Source organism: Flavobacterium enshiense, assembly GCF_022836875.1.
In the GTDB taxonomy this organism is placed as follows: Bacteria; Bacteroidota; Bacteroidia; order Flavobacteriales; family Flavobacteriaceae; genus Flavobacterium; species Flavobacterium enshiense_A.
Genome location: NZ_CP090376.1, coordinates 153,873 through 174,665, shown reverse-complemented (window position 1 = coordinate 174,665; position 20,793 = coordinate 153,873). Strand labels below are relative to the sequence as shown.

The window sequence follows — 20,793 nt, the reverse complement described above, 5'->3', positions numbered from 1 at the left end:
CCTGAATTTTTTTTCAGGCAGTTTTTTTGTGGGAAATATTTTAAAAAAAAGATTACATCATACCCGGCATTCCGCCTCCCATAGGCATTCCGCCTCCAGCGTTTTCTTCTTTGATTTCTACTAATGCACATTCAGTAGTTAATATCATTCCAGCAACTGAAGCAGCGTTTTCCAAAGCTACACGAGTTACTTTCTTAGGATCGATGATTCCTGCTTTCAACATATCAACGTACTCATCAGTTTTAGCGTTGTATCCGAAATTGTCTTTCCCTTCCGCTACTTTTGCTACCACTACAGATCCTTCTAAACCTGCATTTTCAACGATTGTTCTTAAAGGAGATTCCACAGCACGGGATACAATCTGAATTCCAGTTGCCTCATCAGCATTTTCAGCTTTGATTTTATCCAATACTTTTTTAGCTCTCAATAATGCTACACCACCGCCGGCAACGATACCTTCTTCAACTGCTGCGCGTGTTGCATGTAAAGCATCGTCTACACGGTCTTTTTTCTCTTTCATTTCTACTTCAGAAGCAGCACCAACATAAAGAACAGCAACACCACCGGCTAATTTAGCCAAACGCTCCTGTAATTTCTCTTTGTCGTATTCAGAAGTAGATGTTTCCATTTGAGCTTTGATTTGGTTTACTCGGTTTTTAATCATTTCATGATCACCATTACCGCTTACTACCGTTGTATTGTCTTTGTCGATTGTAACTCGTTTGCAAGTTCCTAACAAGTCTAAAGTTGTATGCTCTAGTGTAAAGCCTCTTTCTTCAGAAATTACGGTACCTCCGGTTAAGATGGCAATATCTTCCAGCATTGCTTTTCTTCTGTCGCCAAAACCTGGTGCTTTAACAGCTGCGATTTTCAAAGCTCCGCGTAGTTTGTTAACTACCAAAGTAGATAATGCTTCACCGTCTACATCTTCAGCGATGATTAACAATGGTTTTCCGGATTGAGCAACTGGCTCTAATATTGGAAGTAATTCTTTTAAAGAAGATACTTTTTTGTCATATAATAAGATGTACGGATTTTCCAGTTCCGCTTCCATTTTTTCAGGGTTTGTTACGAAGTAAGGTGATAAATACCCTCTGTCGAATTGCATTCCTTCCACAACATCTACATAAGTATCTGTTCCTTTTGCTTCTTCAACAGTGATTACACCTTCTTTTCCAACTTTTCCGAAAGCCATGGCAATAAGTTCTCCGATAACGTCATCATTATTTGCGGAAATTGAAGCTACTTGTTTGATTTTGTCTGTAGAACTTCCTACTTCTTTCGCTTGTTTTTGAAGGTCAGCAACAATGGCTTCTACTGCTTTGTCGATACCGCGTTTTAAATCCATTGGATTAGCTCCTGCTGCAACGTTTTTCAGTCCTTCTTTAACGATAGCCTGAGCTAAAACGGTTGCAGTTGTGGTTCCGTCTCCGGCTAAATCATTAGTTTTAGAAGCTACTTCTTTTACCATTTGTGCACCCATATTTTCAAGGGTGTCTTTCAATTCCACTTCTTTCGCTACCGACACACCATCTTTGGTTACAGTCGGTGCTCCGAATGATTTACTGATGATTACGTTACGACCTTTTGGGCCTAAAGTTACTTTTACCGCATTTGCCAATGCGTCCACACCACGTTTTAAACCGTCGCGTGCTTCAATATCAAATTTTATATCTTTTGCCATTTTTTATTTATTTGTTGATTTGTTTCGCCAGTTTACTGACGCTGTAGTTTATTTTGATTTTTGGATTAGATGATCGCAAGAATGTCGTCTTCACGCATGATAAGGTAATCTTTGCCTTCAAATTTCAAATCGGTTCCGGCATATTTTCCGTACAAAACAGTATCGCCTACTTTTACAGTCATGGTGTGGTCTTTTGTTCCGTTTCCAACTGCTACTACTGTCCCTTTTTGAGGTTTTTCTTTTGCAGTGTCTGGGATGAAGATTCCAGAGGCAGTTTGTGTTTCTGCTGCCATTGGTTCTACAAGAACGCGGTCTGAAAGTGGTTTAATGGTTAATGCCATAATTATATTTTTTATGTGTTATTAATTTTGATGGTTTTCCTTTTTTCAGAAATTATGCCAAGGCTTTAAAACTGACAAATTTACTAAATAAAAAATGCCAGCACTGACATGCTGGCATTTTAAAAGTATTTTGTAGAAAATTATTTTGTAGCTTCTTCTGTTGCGGCAGCCGGTTGAGCAGCATCAGTTGCAGCCGGAGCAGTTTCTTGTTTTGCAGCTTCTGGAGTTGCAGGTGCAGCCGGAGCTGGAGTTGCAGCCGGAGCAGTAGCACTGTTGTCAATGATTTTTGAAGCATTGTCACCTAAGTTTCCAGTGAAGCTTAAACTTGATAATAAGATTAAAGCGATTAATAAACCAGCTAATGTCCAAGTACTTTTATCAAGGAAATCATTTGTTTTTTGTACACCACCAATCATTTGTGATCCTCCGATAGAAGAAGATAATCCTCCTCCTTTAGGATTTTGAACCATAACTACCACTACAAGTAAAAAACATACGATTGTGATTAACACTAAAAAAATTGAAAACATATTATAATTCTTTAATTATTATTTTGTTGTAAAAGTCTAATATCCGAAATACGGTCTGCAAAGAAACTACTTTTTTCTGGATATTTCAAAATTAAAATTTCATAAGCTTGAATTGCTTTCTGATATTTTTTCTGTTCAAGATATACTTTGGCTAAAGTTTCGGTCATTAAATAGGAGTTATCCTGTGAAGATTTCTCAATGTTTACAGGGTTTATGACAGCATTTTTAACCGCAACTATTTTCGGATTGCTTTCTATAAACTTATCAATCAGTTCTGATTTTTTCTTTTTTTCGTCGTCTGCTTCCGTTTCTTTTGGCTCCTCTTCTCTGTTAATTGGTGTAACTTTTGCCAATTGCAGCCATTCCTGGAACGAATGTTTTTCCTGAGCAGAGAATTCTAACGGTTTTCCTAGTTCAAGTTTTTCCTCAATTGTCTCCGGTACTTTTTCTTCGGTAGGAATTGGTTTGGTCAAAACTGTTTCTGCAGTTTTTTCCGGTTCTGCAATCTGAATGGAGGAAAGAATGGATTGTTCCAGCGGGTTCGCTTTAAGCTGAACTTCTATCGCTTGCGGAATAACAATTTTGTATTGGTTGACAATAATATCATTGATGGCCGCTTCTTTTTCTTCCAGGAAAGCTTTCTGTATGGAAACGAAATTTTCTGAAGTGATAAACTCAAATAAAACACTTCGGTCTGCCGTATAAGCAGCTGTTTTTTTCAATTCCTGATTGTAACGGAAACTTTTCTGATTGTAAAGCCCCTTGAGAAGGATGGCTCTGACCGGCTGAAAATACGGGAATTCACTTAGAACCGTTTCCAGTTCAGAGGTTTCCTGTCCGTTCAAACTGTCGGGTTTATTAATCAGGTATGTTAAATCGTTTACGTTCAAAATACAGTTTTGAGTTTTATAAGGGACAATTTATGGATTTATTCAAATACTTCCGGTAGAATTATTTAAAAAATTACCATTTTGCTAATGAAGCATTGAAGATATCCTGAGTAATCCTATCAAAAATAGCATCCAGCGCCTCTGTCAAATTAGCTCCTACCAATTGTTCGTTTGCAGGGAAATCATAGTAAAATGAAAACGGTTTTTCGAAATCATCATCCGGATTTTTCTTGTTTGTAAAACGTACGTTTACCGAGATGGTAAGCCGGTTTTGAGCCGCCTGCTGATCGGCTGTTGCGGTCATTGGTGTGATTCGGTATTCTTTGATCTCGCCTTCATAAACCAAATCGCCTCCCGTATTTGTTAGATTCAGATTGGTTTGGTTTTGCAGTAACTCCTGAAGTTTTATCGTAAATGTACGTTCAATTCCGGGTTCAATTAGCGATGCATTGTTCTGAAAGTAATTTACCTGAAAGGTTTTAGCGTCAATTTTTCCCGTTCCGGTAAAGTTGTAAACCGAGCAACTGCTTAAAATAAACAATGTGACAACGGCAATGATATATTGTAAATGTTTCATCTGATTTTAAAATCCAAATTTATTATAAATCGAATTGTTTTATTTTTCGATACAATGTTCTTTCCGAAATTCCCAATTCATCCGCAGCAGCTTTTCGTTTTCCTTTGTTTCGCTCCAACGCTTTTTTAATAAGTTCTATCTCTTTTTCGTCCAAACGAAGCGAATCTTCTTCTTCTACGGTTTCGGCAAAAAGATAATTCTGGTCGTCGTCATCCTCATCTTCAAATTCTTCCTGAAGATTTTGACTTTGTACCGGGAATGCCGTTAAAGAAGGTTCTTCAAACGGGACTTCGCTTTCTTCTTTTTGTCCGTAAATGCGTTGAATTAGATTCTTGTTTGTTTCCTGAACGTTTTTGGCATTACCGCTCTGCATCAGTTCCAGTGTGAGCTTTTTCAGGTCATTTAGGTCACTTTTCATATCGAAAAGGATTTTGTACAAAATCTCGCGTTCCGAACTGAAATCGCTTTCCGATTTTTTAGTCCCGATTACCGACGGCAAAGTGCTTCCTTCTGCCGGTAAATAGGTTTGAAGTGTTCTCAGCGTAATGTCTCTGTTGGTTTCCAAAACAGATATCTGTTCGGCTGCATTTCGCAACTGACGGATATTTCCGCCCCAACGGTATTTTGTCAGATACTGTATGGCGTTGTCGTCCAGTTTGATGGGTGGCATTTTGTATTTATGTGCGAAATCCGAAGCGAATTTCCGGAACAATAAATGAATATCATCTTCTCTTTCGCGTAACGGCGGCAGCATGATTTCTACCGTGCTTAAACGATAGTATAAGTCTTCGCGGAATTTTCCTTTTTCGATTGCGTCAAACATGTTGACATTGGTTGCTGCCACGATACGTACATTGGTTTTTTGTACTTGGGAAGAACCAACTTTGATGAATTCGCCATTTTCCAAAACACGCAATAAGCGCACTTGCGTGGTTAAAGGTAATTCTCCCACTTCATCCAAAAAGATGGTTCCGCCGTCCGCAACTTCAAAATATCCTTCACGGGTTCCTGTTGCTCCTGTAAAAGACCCTTTTTCGTGTCCGAACAATTCACTGTCGATAGTTCCTTCCGGAATGGCTCCACAGTTTACTGCGATGTATTTTCCGTGTTTTCGGTGCGAAAGGGAATGTATTATTTTTGGAATACTTTCTTTACCCACACCACTTTCACCGGTAACCAATACTGAAATATCGGTTGGGGCGACCTGAATGGCTTTTTCAATCGCACGGTTGAGTTTTGGGTCGTTCCCGATAATCTCAAATCGCTGTTTTATGGCTTGAACTGATTCCATTTTTTGTTGCGGGTTTGCGAAGCAACCTCTGTTTTGTTGAACAATTTAGTTCTGCATGTTTGAATATCCGACTGCTTCACCAATTAGGGTAGCAGTAGTACAATCGTTTACTTTTACCAATACAAAATCACCTGGTTTGTAATCGCCCTTAGGAAAAACGGTCACCACGTTTTCGGAGTTTCTTCCGCTCCAATGCGCATCCGATCGTTTTGATTCTTTTTCGATTAAGACTTCTACGGTTTGGTTTAAGAAACGCGAGGTTCTTCTCTGGCTTAATTCCTGTTGTAAATCAACCACTTCCTGTAAGCGACGTTTTTTAACTTCTTCAGGGACATCGTCCTCCATTTTTCTGGCAGCCAGCGTTCCTGGTCTTTCGGAATAAGCGAACATATATCCGAAATCGTATTCAACATATTCCATCAGGCTTAAAGTGTCCTGGTGATCTTCTTCGGTTTCTGTAGGGAAACCGGTAATCATATCTTGTGAAATCGAACATCCCGGGATAATCGCCTTGATTTTATCTACCAAAGCCATGTACTCTTCTCGGGTATGCTGACGGTTCATTTCTTGTAATATACGTGTACTTCCCGATTGTACCGGTAAGTGGATGTAATTGCAGATATTGTCGTGTTTTGCAATAATATGCAATACTTCTTCGTGCATGTCCTGCGGATTCGAAGTCGAAAAACGGAAACGCATTTTCGGGAACTGAATGGCGCACATGTCTAATAATTGTGCAAAATCCACTGCGGTTGCTTTTTGCATCTCAGTAGCTTTTTCAAAATCTTTTTTCAGTCCGCCTCCATACCAAAGGTAGCTGTCTACGTTCTGACCCAAAAGCGTAATTTCTTTAAAGCCTCTTTCCCACAGATCTTTGATTTCCTCCAAAATCGATTGCGGTTCACGACTACGTTCACGACCGCGGGTAAAAGGAACTACACAGAATGTGCACATATTGTCGCATCCTCGCGTGATGGAAACAAAGGCATTGATGCCGTTACTTTGTAAACGTACCGGTGAAATGTCTCCATAGGTTTCGTCTTTCGATAAAATTACGTTGATGGCATCGCGTCCTTCTTCTACTTCTTTCAAAAGATTTGGTAGATCCTTGTAGGCATCAGGTCCTACAACCATGTCTACAATTTTTTCTTCTTCAAGAAACTGGCTTTTCAAACGTTCGGCCATACAACCCAAAACGCCCACTTTCATGCCTGGGTTGATACTGCGTTTTACGGCATTGTATTTTTCCAGACGTTTGCGAACAGTTTGTTCTGCTTTATCACGTATTGAACAGGTATTCACCAAAACCAAATCGGCTTCTTCCAGATTTTGGGTGGTGTTGTAACCTTGTTCTGTTAATATGGAAGCTACGATTTCACTGTCCGAAAAATTCATCGCACAACCGTAACTTTCAATAAAAAGTTTCTTAGTATTCTCTTCTTTTTGTTCTAAAACCAGGCTCGTACCTTGTTTCTTCTCATCAATTTCCTTTTCCATAAAGCACTTAAAAGTGTAAAATCTTAGGGCAAAGATAGCACTAAATTTTATTTTCTGACAAGATGTCAGATTTGTTTAACAAAAGTTTTGGGAGCTTGTTATTTGATTGCTTTAAAGCTGTAGTTAGGGCACCGTATAATGGTTCTCTATTGAAGTGTTTAGTGTGGGAGATAACCTTGCGCTACTTTTTTAAAGTCGGCAATTTGTTTTTGTTCCCAGTCAGCGTTTTTGCCTAGTTCTTTCGATAAGAGGCTGGCGACTTTTTCAGTACATTCGATAGCAGCTTGGGCGTCTAAAAAAAGCAGCCGGAGCCGTCTTGCTAAAATATCTTCCACCGTTCTGGCCATTTCGTTTCGTATGGACCAAACCACCTCTGATAAAGTATTAGGATAATCGGGGTGTAGTTTTTCCTTTAGCTCAGGTTCGGTTTCCTGTAATTTTAAAAGTTCCGAAATATCTGTACCATAAACAGACAAGTGATTTTTCCGTTCGGATTCTGTAACGGTTGTGTGACCGTGAATCGCAATGTTTCGGGTTTTACATTCAGTTTTTGGTAAATGGTGAATCTCGATTACTTTGTCTACTACGTCTTCAGCAATTTTGCGATACGTCGTCCATTTGCCTCCAATAACTGAAATTAGACCCGAGTCAGAAACAATAATCTGATGGTTTCTGGATATTTCTTTCGGGTCTTGCCCTTCTTTTTTTGGTAAAGCCAAAGGTCTTAATCCTGCAAAAACAGACAGGACATCGCTTCGTTGTGGTTTTTTTGATAAAAAATTCTGAGCCGTTTCCAGAATGAAATTGATTTCTGTTTCTAATGGTTTGGGTTCTAAGCTTGGTTCATCAACAGGAGTGTCTGTTGTGCCTACAATTACTTTATCATGCCAAGGTACCATAAAAAGTACTCTGCCGTCTCGGGTTTTCGGAATTAAGAGTGCGTTTTCACTAGGTAGGAATGATTTGTCAAAAACCAGGTGAATTCCTTGGCTCGGAATAACGAACTTTTTGTTTCTTGAACTGTCCAGACTCATGATGTCATTCGTAAATACTCCGGTTGCATTGATTACTGCTTTGCCTTTCAGATCATATTTTTCTCCAGTTTCCTGATCCTCTATTGTGATGCCTGAAATTTGATTTTCATTGTTTTTTAGGATGTCGAAGGCTTTGGCGTAATTTAAAAGACATGCTCCTTTTTCAATGGCGGTACGGGCAAGATTTATAGCGTAAAGAGCGTCGTCAAACTGGCCATCATGATAAAGAATACCGCTTTGCAAACCTTTTTGTGCTATTGTCGGTAGTAATTCGATTGTTTTTTCTTTGGATATCGATTGGGAACTTCCAAAACATGTGCTGCCGGCCAGTAAGTCGTATATTTTTAAGCCTGTGGAGAAATAATAACCATTAAGACGACTGTATACCGGAATGACAAATGCCTGACTTTTTACCAGATGACCGGCATTTTTTAGCATTAGTTCCCTTTCTTTCAAGGCTTCGCGTATTAGAGCAATATCTAGTTGTTCTAAGTAACGAATTCCTCCATGAGCTAATTTTGTGCTTCTGCTGGAGGTGCCTTTGGCAAAATCAACCGCTTCAACCAAAACAGTTTTGTAGCCCCTGCTTGCTGAATCGAGCGCAATTCCCAATCCGGAAGCACCACCACCTATAATGATAACATCCCATTCCGGGTTTTGTTTTAATTTGGATAACTGCTCTTCTCGATTCATTAAAAGGGATTAATTGTTTTGAGGTGTTAACAAAGTACAAATTTGCTGTTTGATGTGCAATGAAATAGGAGAAATTATTTTTAAGTGTTTATCAACCGTAATATTGATTATATATATAGGTATAACTTTCGAAATGGTGTTGTTGTTAATTAATGGAGGGTTTCTTTTTTGTGTACAAGTGGAGTCATCCTTCGGGGTTTTTAATCGACAAAAATTGCTTTTAAAATTTCAAAAACGTGATATTTAAAAAAATCCTATACTTTTGCGGGATAAATAAAAAGTAAATGGCAAAGAATTTAGTGATCGTTGAGTCACCGGCAAAGGCGAAAACCATAGAAAAGTTTTTAGGGAGCGAGTATCAGGTAGAGTCCAGTTATGGGCATATTGCAGACTTGCCGTCTAAAGAAATAGGTGTGGATGTTGAGAATGGATTTAAACCGAAGTACGAAGTTTCTCCGGATAAAAAAGCCTTGGTGAGCAAATTGAAAACGTTATCTAAAGCTGCAGACACGGTTTGGTTGGCTTCCGATGAGGACCGCGAGGGAGAGGCTATTTCATGGCACTTGGCGGAAGAATTAAAATTGGATCCGAGTAAAACCAAACGTATCGTTTTTCACGAAATCACAAAAACCGCGATTCAAAAAGCAATCGAAAACCCAAGAGGAATCGATTATAATTTGGTAAATGCACAACAGGCCAGAAGGGTGTTGGACCGTTTGGTGGGTTATGAATTGTCACCGGTTTTATGGCGCAAGATCAAAGGCGGCTTGTCGGCAGGTCGTGTGCAATCGGTAGCGGTTCGATTGATAGTGGAACGCGAACGTGAAATTCAGAACTTTAAAGCGGTAGCCTCGTATTCAGTTGTGGCGGAATTTGCCAACGAAGCAGGTAAAACGTTTAAAGCGAAATTGCCAAAGAACTTCAATACGAAAAAAGAAGCCGAAGATTTTCTGAATCAGAATATCGGTTCTATATATAAGGTAGCGGATTTAGAAACCAAGCCTACCAAAAAAACTCCGGCGGCTCCATTTACGACATCGACTTTGCAACAGGAAGCGGCTCGTAAATTGTACTTGCCTGTTGGAATCACCATGCAGTTGGCACAGCGTTTGTATGAGGCCGGACTTATTACTTATATGAGAACGGACAGTGTGAACCTTTCCAAAGAAGCTATGGATGCGGCTCAGGCTGAAATTGTTTCTTTCTATGGAAAAGAATTCTCCAAGCCAAGAACGTTTGCTAACAAAAGTAAAGGAGCGCAGGAAGCCCACGAGGCAATTCGTCCGACCGACATGTCACGTCATACGGTGAATATCGATCGTGATCAGGCGCGTTTATATGATTTGATCTGGAAAAGAACTTTGGCATCCCAAATGAGTGATGCGGAATTGGAGCGTACCAATGTTAAAATCGAAGCCAATAATCACAGTGAACTTTTCGTTGCAACCGGTGAGGTCATCAAATTTGAAGGATTCCTGAAAGTGTATTTGGAAGGCCATGATGAAGATGAAGAAGAACAGGAAGGAATGTTGCCGGCTGTGAAAGTGAATGAAAGGCTTCAAAATAATTATATAACGGCAACGGAACGATATACGCGTCCGGCTGCCCGTTACACAGAAGCATCTTTGGTTAAGAAATTAGAAGAGCTTGGTATTGGTCGTCCGTCAACTTATGCACCAACTATTTCTACTATCATCAACAGACAATATGTAGAGAAAGGAAACCTGGAAGGTCAGGAACGAAATTATACGCAATTGACACTTCAATCCGGAAAAGTGGGGGAGAAATCACTGAAAGAAAATACCGGATCGGATAAAGGAAAATTGGTGCCAACAGATATCGGAACCATCGTAACGGACTTTTTAGTTAAGAATTTTGAGACGATCCTGGATTATAATTTCACGGCGAAAGTGGAGCAGGATTTTGACGAAATTGCAGAAGGGAATATCGAATGGGCTCAAATGATGAACGATTTTTATAATCATTTCCATCCGACTGTTAAGAATGTTGAAGAAAATGCCGAAAGAGAAAGTGGAGAACGTATTTTAGGTACGGACCCGAAAACAGGTAAGCAGGTGAGTGTTCGTTTGGGTAAATTCGGGCCGATGGCACAGATTGGAGAAGCCGATGATGAGAACAAACAATTCGCAAGTTTACGTACTGAGCAGAATATTGGTAGTATCACTTTAGAAGAAGCATTGAATTTGTTTTTGCTTCCAAAAGTATTGGGTACATATATAGGAGAAGAAGTAGAAGTAAGTAATGGACGTTTTGGGCCGTATGTGCGTCACGGAAGTGTCTTTATTTCTTTACCAAAAGGCGAAGATCCGTTGGATGTTACCATGGAAAGAGCTCAGGAGCTGATTGATGAAAAGGCAAAAGCAGATGCGCCAATCGCTACCTATAAGAATGAGCCGGTTCAAAAGGGGGTTGGTCGTTTCGGGCCTTTTATTAAATGGAGCGGTTTGTTTATCAATGTAAGTAAGAAATATAATTTTGATAATCTTTCGCAGTCGGATGTGGAAGAATTGATTGAAGATAAATTGCAAAAGAATATCGATAAGGTTATCCATAATTGGGAGGCTGAGGGTATTGTCGTTGAAAAAGCACGATGGGGCCGTTCGGTAATTATCAAAGGAAAAATCAAAATCGAATTAAGCAAAGATGTAGATGCGGCGGCAATGACGTTGGAGCAAGTGAAAGAGTTAATCGAGAAAAAAGCTCCAGCGAAGAAAACTGCAGCCAAAAAAACAACAACTAAAAAAGCACCTGCTAAAAAGAAATAAATATGGTATTTGATTTTTTTCAGCCACTGGATTCTGATTTTTTTGAATTTGTTCAAGGTTTGAGCAGTCAGGCTTTGGGTAGGAAAGTTGTGTTTCACTCCGAAACCGATTTTCCGAATATTGAAAAAGCATCCATTGCAATCATCGGTGTGACGGATAGTCGTGGTTTGGGTGAAGGGAATTATGATGTTGATTTAACCCATGTCCGAAAAGAGTTTTACAGTCTGTTTCCCGGAAACTGGGAATCGCAGATTGTGGATTTGGGAAATATTGTTCCGGGAAATTCATTGGAAGACACTTATTATGTGTTGAAAAATGCGGTGGCACATTTGATAAAGAATAGGGTTGTGCCAATTGTTATTGGTGGATCACAGGATTTGACCTATGCAATGTACCGCGCTTATGATCAGTTGGAACAAATGGTGAATGTGGTTTCTGTAGACAGTAAATTTGATTTTGCAAAGGAGGACGGATTGCCGGCCAATTCCTTCTTGTCAGGTATGATTGTCGAAGAGCCTTCTAATCTGTTCAATTACAGTAATATTGGATATCAGACCTATTTCAATTCACAGGAAGAAATCGATTTAATTGAGAAATTGTATTTTGATGCTTACCGATTAGGGGAAATTTGTAATAATTCAGCTATAGCTGAGCCTGTTTTTAGGGATGCGGACTTGGTTTCCATTGATTTAACCTCGGTAAAATCAGCAGATTCGGGAAATTTTGTGAAATTTAATCCCAATGGATTTAATGGAAAAGAAATTTGTGTACTTTCGCGCTACTCCGGAATAAGCGATAAGGTAACATCGTTTGGAGTTTTTAATCATAATGGTTCTGAAAAGGAGTCAGTATTGATTGCTCAGGTTTTATGGTATTTTATAGAAGGGTATCATTATCGTTCCAAAGAATATCCATTTGGTGCTAAAGAAGATTATTTGAAATACATAGTGCCTCTTGAAGATGAGGAGTTGATTTTCTTTAAAAGCGACAAAACCGAGCGTTGGTGGATTGAAATACCTTTTTTATCTGGTATTAACAATAAATTAAGAAGAAGTACGTTATTACCATGTACATATGAAGATTATTTGGGTGCTATCGATCAGGAAATACCTGAGAGATGGTGGAAAGCTCAAAAGAAAAATTTAGTATAATCAATAAAAATGCGATAAACCTGTCTGTTTTGTGACAAAATGTTTTTTTTAAGTTTTTTTTAAAAAAAAATTGCTTTTTAAAAAATAAATAAATAGGTTTACGCCCTTAAAATGTAATATATAATTAACCCAAGATTTATATGAAGAAGTTCATTGCGTTTACAGCACTTGTTTCATTGTTCTTTAGTAGTTGTCATAAAAACGACAGAGGTGAACTAGTAGGAGTAAAAGGAAGAAAATGGCATCCTGAGAAGCCGTTTGGTATGACTTTGGTTCCGGGAGGTGCATTTATAATGGGTAAATCAGATGATGATTTAGCTAATGTTCAGGATGCGCCTACTAAAACTGTTACTGTACGTTCGTTCTATATGGATGAGACGGAAATTACAAATAGCGAATACCGTCAGTTTGTGGAATGGGTGAAAGATTCAATTACCAGAACAAGATTGGCTATTCTTGCTGATGAACAAGGTCAGAAGCCTGGGGCTAACGGTGGAAAAGGTGGTAGTATCGGAGATTTTGCTTTTAAAGATCAAGATCCTACTAAAATGTCTGCATATGATAAATATATGTATGAGAACTACTATAGTGTAGGTACAGATGAAGATCCTTATGCGGGAAGACGTTTGAATAGAAAAGTAAAATTGCATAATGATGTTCAAAAATATCCAGATGAGTATTATGTAGAGGTAATGGATTCATTGTATTTACCGGCTACTGAGTCGTATAACGGATTGAGAACTTTTGATGTTTCTAAATTGAAATTCCGTTATACTTGGATGGATATTCAGGCTGCGGCGAAAGATAAAACTGTTGGAAGTAGCAGAACAAAGAGAAGTAAGTATATGAAAACTGAAAATGTTGAGATTTATCCTGATACTACAGTTTGGATTAAAGACTTCGCTTATTCTTATAATGAGCCGATGCATAATGATTATTTTTGGCACCAGGCTTATGGGGATTATCCTGTAGTTGGGGTGTCTTGGAAGCAAGCTAAAGCGTTCTGTGCTTGGAGAACTATGAATAAGAACTCTTATATCAAAAAGAAAAAAGGAAGAGATCAGGTGAATTCATTCCGTTTGCCAACAGAGGCAGAGTGGGAATATTCTGCAAGAGGAGGTCTGGAGTCTGGAACATATCCTTGGGGAGGTCCTTATGCTAAAAATGATAGAGGATGTTTCTTGGCGAACTTTAAGCCAAATCGTGGAGATTACGCAGCAGACGGTGCTTTGTATACAGTAGAAGCTAAGTCTTATGAGCCTAATGAATACCATTTGTATAACATGTCTGGTAACGTAGCTGAGTGGACTGATTCTTCGTATGATCCTGCTGCTTATGAGTATGTGTCTACAATGAACCCGAATGTTCCGGATTTGTCTAATATGCGTAAAGTAACACGTGGTGGTTCTTGGAAAGATGTTGCTTATTTCTTGCAAGTGAGTACACGTGATTATGAATATGCAGATTCTGCAAGATCATATATCGGATTCAGAACGGTTCAGGATTACATGGGAACAAGTAACACTAGAAATCAGCAATAAGAAAAATTAACCAATTTTTATATTAACTTAACTAACTAAAATTTTTTATTATGGCAGTATTACCAAAAAAAGTGATGAGTTTTGCCTACGGTATGGGGGCAGCAGTAGTAATTATCGGAGCATTATTTAAAATTATGCACTGGCCGGGAGCGGGTACATTCCTTATCATTGGTTTGGGAACTGAGGCATTAATCTTTGGATTGTCAGCTTTCGAAACAGAAACAGAATTAGATTGGACTTTAGTTTACCCTGAATTAGCAGGTGGAGAGGCTAAAAAGAGAGAAGCAAAGAAAGTTGAAAACCCAACAGAAGCTCAAGGTTTGTTATCTCAGAAATTAGACAACATGTTGAAAGAAGCTAAAATTGACGGTGCGTTAATGGCTAGTTTAGGAAACAGTATTAAAAACTTCGAAGGTGCTGCTAAAAACATGGCTCCTACAGTTGATGCTATCGCTTCACAAAAGAAATATGCTGAAGAAATGGGCTTAGCTGCTACGCAGTTGGAGACTTTAAACGGTATGTACAAAATGCAGTTGGATAGCGCTACTCGTAATGCTGAAATCAACAAAGAAGTTGCTGAGAACAACTTGAAATTAAAAGATCAAATGCAATCATTGACTGCAAATTTATCTTCTTTAAATAATGTATATGGCGGAATGCTTTCTGCAATGAGTAACAGAGGCTAATTAGTTTCAAAATTATTAACTTATTTTTTTAAAAAACTAATTAGAAAATGGCAGGAGGAAAATTAAGTCCTAGACAGAAGATGATTAACCTAATGTACTTGGTTTTCATCGCGATGTTGGCATTAAACATGTCAAAAGAAGTACTAACGGCTTTCGGTTTGATGAATGAAAAATTCGAAGGCGTTAATAAATTCTCAGACGAATATAACGGAAGTTTATATGGTCAATTAGAGAGTAAAGCTGGAGAGAATGCTGCGCAGTTCGGTGCTCCATTTGCAAAGGCAAAAGAAATCAAGCCTATTGTTAAAGAATTTAACGATTATATCCAGGGCTTAAAAAATGAGATCACTAAAGATATTGAAAAAGAAGCAGATGGTAAATTACCATATGAGTCAATGGATAAAGGTGATAAAATTGATGAGGCTTGGTTTAGTGGTGATGGTTATTCTAAAAAAGGAAAAGAAATCATCGCACAGTTTGATAAATTCAAAAATGGTATCGCTGGTGTAATCGGAAAAGACGTGAAATTCCAACCGATTCTTAAAGATGTTAATGGTAAATTCAGTACAGCTGATGTGAAAGACAAAGAAGGTGTTACTAAATTGTTTTTAGACTACCACTTCAAAGGTTTCCCGGCAGTAGCTTCATTAACAAAATTATCAGCTATCCAAAGTGATATCAAAAAAACAGAGCAAGATATTTACAATGCTTTAATTGGTAACACTACAGCTCAAGCGGCTTCAATGTCAAACTACAAAGCAATCGTTGTATTCGAAAAATCTGTAGTTTTCCAAGGAGAGGCTGTAAAAGGAAAAGTAGTATTAGGTCGTTATGACGAGTCTACAGTTCCAAACTCTTTCAACGTAAACGGAGCTAGCTCGAAAATTGAAAACGGTCAGGCAGTATTCAATGCAACTGCTGGTGGTGTAGGTGAAAAAGAAATCTCTGGTAAATTTACATTTATCGAAGATGGAAAATCTATCCCAGTTGAGTTCAAAGAAAAATATGTTGTAGTACCAAGACCAAACTCAGCTAATATCTCTGCTGATAAAATGAACGTTGTGTATAGAGGGTTAGCTAACCCAATGACAATTTCATTTGCTGGTATTTCTGATGATAAAGTAAATGCTTCTGCTCCAGGTTTAGCTAGAGCTGGTAAGCCAGGTCAGTACAACTTGACACCAGGTTCAGGTAGTGAGGTTACGGTTACTGTTACAGGTAAATTACCTGATGGTAAGACTGTAATGGACAAAAAAGCGTTCCGTATTAAAAATATCCCTCCTCCAATGGGTGCTATTGGTGGACAAACAGGTACTGCTTCAGGAGCTAAGTCTAGATTAGAGGTTTCTCAGATAACTGCTAAGCTTGAAGATTTTGCATATGACTTGCAGTATCAAGTAACACAGTTTACATTAAAAGCTCCTGGTCAGGCTGCGGTTATTGTAAACGGAGACAGAGTTGATGCTAGGTGTAAAGCTGCGATGGCTAAAGCAGGAAGAGGTGATGTTATCACTATCTCTGATATCAAAACTAAAATCATTGGAGTTTCTGGAATTATACCTCCTAGAGTTGCTCCAGTAGTATACGAAATAAAATAATCATTTAAGTACAGTAACTTAAATAACTTTAATTTTAGAACATGAAATTGAGAAATTATTTAGTAGTCTTTTTTGCATTAGCAGGAAGCTATGCATCATTCGCACAGTCTAACTTGCTGAATGCAAAAACTCCTAGTGAAATAGGAAAGAAAACTGCTGCGCAAATGAATGCCGATAACGATAAACCGCTACCTTACGGGTATGTACACGATCGTGACATCCTTATGGGTAAGGCTATTTGGGAAATCATTGATCTTGATGAGAGAGTTAATTTTCCATTGTACTATCCAATTGATTCGGTAAACATCGGTAGCGACAGACGTTCTTTATTTGATGTTCTTTTGAAAGGAATTAGAACGGGCAGAATCACGGAAGTGTATAGCGATGATTATTTCACTACTAAGAAGACACTTAAAGATATGTCATCTTCTTTTACTTACATCGATACTACTCAGGCAGGTCGTGATGAGATTAATACTTATTATGATGATTACTTCCCGAAAGCTAAAACTGTAAGAAAAAAAGTTGATGGAAAGTGGGTAACTGAAACCGTTCCTGGGACACCTACAAAAGTTTTGGACCCTCAGTTTATTGATAAAAGAGAGTTGACAGGACAGGATGTTTCTGGGTATAAAATTAAAGGATACTGGTACTTTGATAAAAGACAAGGTGAATTGAAATACAGAATGTTGGGTATTTGTCCAGTAGCTCCGGAAGCGAGAGAAATTGGAAATGACAATGCCGACGTAATCGAAATGTTTTGGATTTACTTCCCTTCAGTCAGAGATGTATTACATGAAGCCAAAGCTTTCAATGATAAGAATTCAGCTATGCCGCTTACCTTCGATCATTTGTTAAATGCACGTCGTTTCAGCGCTGTGGTCTACAAAGAGGAGAATGTTTACGGAGATAGAAGAATTGAAGATTATATGAAAGAAAACTCACAGATGCAGTTATTAGAATCTGAGCGAGTAAAAGAGAAAATCCGCAACTTCGAACAGGATATGTGGAACTACTAGTAGTAAATTCTTTTTAATAATATAAAAACTCTTACCATTACGGTAAGAGTTTTTTATTTTTGCAGTATGATAGATTATTTAATTGTTGGTGCCGGTATAGCCGGGATATGTTTTGCCGAAACTGCCTTTCAAAACGGGAAGTCTTTTATTGTTGTGGAGGATTTCTCTTCCTCATCATCCAAAGTGGCTGGAGGATTGTATAATCCTGTAATTTTAAAACGTTTTAGTCAGGTATGGCAAGCGAAGCAACAATTGGAGTATGGGCTACCTTTTTACGCTAAAATTGAAGATCGACTTAATGTGGCCTTCGATTATAAAATACCTGTCTATCGTAAATTTGCATCCATAGAAGAGCAGAACAATTGGTTTCAGGCGGCAGATAAACCAACGCTGTCTCCTTTTCTTTCTACACGGATTATTCAAAAACAATATAAATCGATTTCATCTGATTTTGGATTTGGTGAAGTGCTGCATACGGGGTATGTCGATACCGCTGTTTTTATTAGTTCGTATGCTGAGTACCTCCAAAAAAACAACTTGTTTTTAAATGAAACTTTTGAATATTCAGCAATAACTTTTCTTGAAGATTCGGTAAAGTATAAAGGTATAGAGGCTAAGCATATCATTTTTGCAGAAGGTTTCGGTTTGCAGCACAATCCATATTTCAATCAATTGCCATTGGATGGTACGAAAGGGGAGTTGTTGATTATTAAAGCTCCTGATTTGAATCTCGATGTGGTTTTAAAGTCGAGTATTTTTATTCTGCCAATTGGAAATGATTTGTTTAAAGTTGGTGCAACCTACAATTGGGATGATAAAACTGATACGCCAACAGAAGAAGCGAAAAAAGAACTAATTGATAATCTGAAAGAATTGATTGAATGCGATTTCGAAATTGTGGATCATTTTGCAGGTGTTCGCCCAACGGTAAATGACCGTCGTCCATTGGTGGGAACCCATGCAGAATTCAATAGATTGCACATTCTTAACGGACTTGGTACACGTGGGGTGATGTTAGGCCCTTTTTTAGCAAGGGAATTATTCAATCATATCGAAAATCAAGTGCCGCTCGACATACAAATCGACATTAAGCGATTCAACAAAAAGAAAAAATAGTCACATTCTGTTTTTCCAGTCCTTGTCGTAATGGATGAAAATGTTTATCCAGATGTTTCTTGATAATCGCATGATGACCGGCATGAAACCGACTAAGGTTGCAATGATAGCAATGAAAGAGGTTTTGAGATTAGTGCCCAAAAATATACGACTGATTATAAATGCGGCAACACCAAACGCAATTCCAACACCATAACTTACATACATAGCGCCATAAAAAAAAGAAGGTTCGATTTTATATCGGGTTCCGCAATGACTGCAAGTCTCATTCATTTTGAGTGTATTCGATAAATGGTATGGATTTTTGTCAGAATACATGCTCTCTTCCTGACATTTTGGACAACTTCCTGTTAAAATGCTGTTTAGTTTGGATCCTTTTTTTAACATTTGCAAAAAATTTATGTAAAGGTAATTCATTTGAGAATTTACCGGGTAACATTAGCTATATAATATGCTTAATATTCACAATTTATCGGTTTCTTTCGGGGGAACATATTTGTTTGAGGAAGTAACTTTTCGATTAGGTTCGGGTGATAGAGTAGGTCTTGTTGGAAAAAACGGAGCCGGAAAATCAACCATGCTTAAAATTTTGTCTCGTGATTTGCAGCCGGATTCCGGAAGTATTGCGACTGAAAAAGAAGTGAAGATTGGTTTCCTGCGTCAGGATATTGACTTTGTGAAAGGCAGAACGGTTTTGGAAGAAGCCTATCAGGCTTTCGAAGAAATCAAACTAGCCGAATTTAAAATCGACGAAATCAACCATCAGCTGGCCACAAGAACCGATTATGAAAGTGCCGAATATTCTGAACTGATTGAGCAACTAGGCGACGTTACCCATCATTATGAAATTTTAGGCGGTTACAATTACGTAGGCGAAACCGAAAAAATCCTTTTGGGACTTGGTTTCAAACGTGAAGAATTCAACAATCAGACTGATACTTTTTCGGGTGGTTGGAGAATGCGTATCGAACTGGCTAAATTATTGCTTCAAAGCAACGATATATTGTTATTGGATGAGCCGACGAACCACTTGGATATCGAAAGTATCATCTGGCTGGAAAGTTTCCTGCGCACCTTCCCGGGGGTTGTAGTAATAGTTTCCCACGACAAAATGTTCCTGGATAACGTGACCAACAGAACCATTGAGATATCTCTGGGTAAGGCATATGATTTCAATAAGCCGTACACGGAATATTTAGTGCTGCGTCAGGAAATCCGCGAAAAACAATTGGCTACCCAAAAAAATCAGGCTAAGAAAATAGAAGACACTGAAAAGCTGATTGAGAAATTCCGCGCCAAAGCTTCCAAAGCTTCGATGGCGCAATCCTTAATCAAGAAATTGGATAAAGTGGAGCGAATCGAAGTAGATGAAGACGATAATTCGGTAATGAATATTTCGTTCCCGGTTTCCGTTACACCCGGACGTGTGGTGGTTGAAGCCGAACAGGTAACCAAGGCTTACGGCGAGAAGACCATTTTGAAAGATATTAACCTGTTGGTGGAACGCGGAAGCAAAATCGCTTTCGTGGGTCAGAACGGTCAGGGAAAATCCACATTCATGAAAGCTATCGTAAACGAATTCGAATACGGTGGAAGTATCAAATTAGGTCACAACGTGCAGCTGGGGTATTTTGCACAAAATCAGGCGGAATATCTGGACGGAGAAATCACCTTATTGGAAACTATGGTGGAAGCCGCAACCGACTCCAATCGTTCGAAAGTGCGCGATATGCTAGGTTCATTCCTGTTCCGTGGCGACGATGTGGAGAAAAAAGTTAAAGTGCTTTCCGGAGGCGAACGAAACCGTTTGGCGCTTTGTAAATTGTTGTTACAGCCGATAAACGTGCTTGTGATGGATGAGCCGACGAATCACTTGGATATTAAATCTAAAAACGTCTTAAAAGCCGCTTTACAGCAATACGAAGGGACTTTGTTGCTGGTGTCTCACGACCGTGATTTCCTTCAGGGGATGTCAAACATCGTTTACGAATTCAAGGATCAGAAAATCAAAGAATATCTGGGGGATATCAACTTCTTCTTAGAGCAACGCAAATTGGAAAATATGCGTGAAGTAGAAAAGAAAGATGTGGTGAAGGAAACCCAAAAGCAAGACAAATCACTTTCCTACGAAGAGCAGAAAAAAAACAAATCGCTGCAAAACCGATTAAGTAAAATAGAAAGTCAGATTCAACAGTTGGAAAAAGACATTCAAAACGACGACAAAGCCTTAGCGTCCAATTACGACAAGCACATTGAAGATGCGAAATTTTTTGCAGCCTACGAGAAGAAAAAGAAAGATTTAGATCAGTTGTTGGAAGACTGGGAAAAAGTACAAGGCGAAATTGATGCTCTTTAAATA

The 20,793-nt window shown here is 38.6% G+C and carries 17 protein-coding genes; 8 read left to right on the top strand and 9 right to left on the bottom strand.

The genetic code is table 11. The annotated features are described in order from the left end of the window. Positions 1-52: 52 nt before the first annotated feature. From groL to LZF87_RS00765, 8 genes are all read right to left on the bottom strand, one after another. The gene (gene groL / locus LZF87_RS00800) at positions 53-1,684 is read right to left on the bottom strand and encodes a chaperonin GroEL (protein ID WP_244340263.1); all 1,632 of its coding nucleotides are present in this window, start codon (positions 1,682-1,684) and stop codon (positions 53-55) included. A gap of 65 nt (positions 1,685-1,749) precedes the next feature. After that, entirely contained in the window at positions 1,750-2,025 is a 276-nt protein-coding gene (locus LZF87_RS00795) for a co-chaperone GroES (RefSeq protein WP_023578438.1), read from the bottom strand. A gap of 140 nt (positions 2,026-2,165) precedes the next feature. Continuing rightward, positions 2,166-2,555, bottom strand: coding sequence for a preprotein translocase subunit SecG (gene secG, locus LZF87_RS00790; RefSeq protein ID WP_244340262.1), 390 nt, complete (start codon positions 2,553-2,555; stop codon positions 2,166-2,168). Positions 2,556-2,566: 11 nt separating this feature from the next. Then, a complete protein-coding gene (locus LZF87_RS00785; protein WP_244340261.1) occupies positions 2,567-3,445 on the bottom strand; it encodes a hypothetical protein in 879 nt (292 codons plus the stop codon). A 73-nt stretch (positions 3,446-3,518) separates the two neighbouring features. Beyond that, entirely contained in the window at positions 3,519-4,022 is a 504-nt protein-coding gene (locus LZF87_RS00780) for an LptE family protein (RefSeq protein ID WP_244340260.1), read from the bottom strand. 22 nt (positions 4,023-4,044) lie between these two features. Beyond that, positions 4,045-5,313, bottom strand: a complete 1,269-nt coding sequence (locus LZF87_RS00775; RefSeq protein ID WP_244340259.1) for a sigma-54 interaction domain-containing protein — start codon at positions 5,311-5,313, stop codon at positions 4,045-4,047. 45 nt (positions 5,314-5,358) lie between these two features. Further along, positions 5,359-6,810, bottom strand: coding sequence for a tRNA (N6-isopentenyl adenosine(37)-C2)-methylthiotransferase MiaB (gene miaB, locus LZF87_RS00770; RefSeq protein WP_244340258.1), 1,452 nt, complete (start codon positions 6,808-6,810; stop codon positions 5,359-5,361). Between the two features lie 158 nt (positions 6,811-6,968). Next, the gene (locus LZF87_RS00765) at positions 6,969-8,537 is read right to left on the bottom strand and encodes a glycerol-3-phosphate dehydrogenase/oxidase (protein WP_244340257.1); all 1,569 of its coding nucleotides are present in this window, start codon (positions 8,535-8,537) and stop codon (positions 6,969-6,971) included. A gap of 284 nt (positions 8,538-8,821) precedes the next feature. Between LZF87_RS00765 and topA the strand changes: the two genes are divergently transcribed. From topA to LZF87_RS00730, 7 genes are all read left to right on the top strand, one after another. Further along, on the top strand, positions 8,822-11,323 hold the full coding sequence (gene topA / locus LZF87_RS00760; protein WP_244340256.1) for a type I DNA topoisomerase: 2,502 nt from the start codon (positions 8,822-8,824) through the stop codon (positions 11,321-11,323). 2 nt (positions 11,324-11,325) lie between these two features. Beyond that, positions 11,326-12,474 carry a formimidoylglutamase gene (locus LZF87_RS00755; RefSeq protein ID WP_244340255.1) on the top strand — a complete coding sequence of 383 codons (1,149 nt, stop codon included), beginning with the start codon at positions 11,326-11,328 and terminating at the stop codon, positions 12,472-12,474. Positions 12,475-12,614: 140 nt separating this feature from the next. Next, on the top strand, positions 12,615-14,015 hold the full coding sequence (gldK, locus tag LZF87_RS00750) for a gliding motility lipoprotein GldK (protein ID WP_244340254.1): 1,401 nt from the start codon (positions 12,615-12,617) through the stop codon (positions 14,013-14,015). Positions 14,016-14,065: 50 nt separating this feature from the next. Beyond that, positions 14,066-14,701: a gliding motility protein GldL gene (gldL, locus tag LZF87_RS00745; RefSeq protein ID WP_244340253.1), complete on the top strand. Its 636-nt coding sequence runs from the start codon at positions 14,066-14,068 to the stop codon at positions 14,699-14,701. Between the two features lie 47 nt (positions 14,702-14,748). After that, positions 14,749-16,299 (top strand): gliding motility protein GldM, encoded by a 1,551-nt coding sequence (gldM, locus tag LZF87_RS00740; RefSeq protein ID WP_244340252.1) that lies wholly within the window; start codon positions 14,749-14,751, stop codon positions 16,297-16,299. A 41-nt stretch (positions 16,300-16,340) separates the two neighbouring features. Continuing rightward, a complete protein-coding gene (gldN, locus tag LZF87_RS00735; RefSeq protein WP_244340251.1) occupies positions 16,341-17,318 on the top strand; it encodes a gliding motility protein GldN in 978 nt (325 codons plus the stop codon). A gap of 66 nt (positions 17,319-17,384) precedes the next feature. Beyond that, positions 17,385-18,434 carry an NAD(P)/FAD-dependent oxidoreductase gene (locus LZF87_RS00730; protein WP_244340250.1) on the top strand — a complete coding sequence of 350 codons (1,050 nt, stop codon included), beginning with the start codon at positions 17,385-17,387 and terminating at the stop codon, positions 18,432-18,434. Here the strand turns inward: LZF87_RS00730 and LZF87_RS00725 are convergent, their stop codons facing one another. Beyond that, entirely contained in the window at positions 18,435-18,821 is a 387-nt protein-coding gene (locus tag LZF87_RS00725; protein ID WP_244340249.1) for a DUF983 domain-containing protein, read from the bottom strand. It abuts the gene before it with no gap. Positions 18,822-18,885: 64 nt separating this feature from the next. On the opposite strand from LZF87_RS00725, the gene LZF87_RS00720 reads away from it, so the two are divergent. Then, positions 18,886-20,790, top strand: coding sequence for an ABC-F family ATP-binding cassette domain-containing protein (locus tag LZF87_RS00720; protein WP_244340248.1), 1,905 nt, complete (start codon positions 18,886-18,888; stop codon positions 20,788-20,790). Positions 20,791-20,793 lie beyond the last annotated feature (3 nt).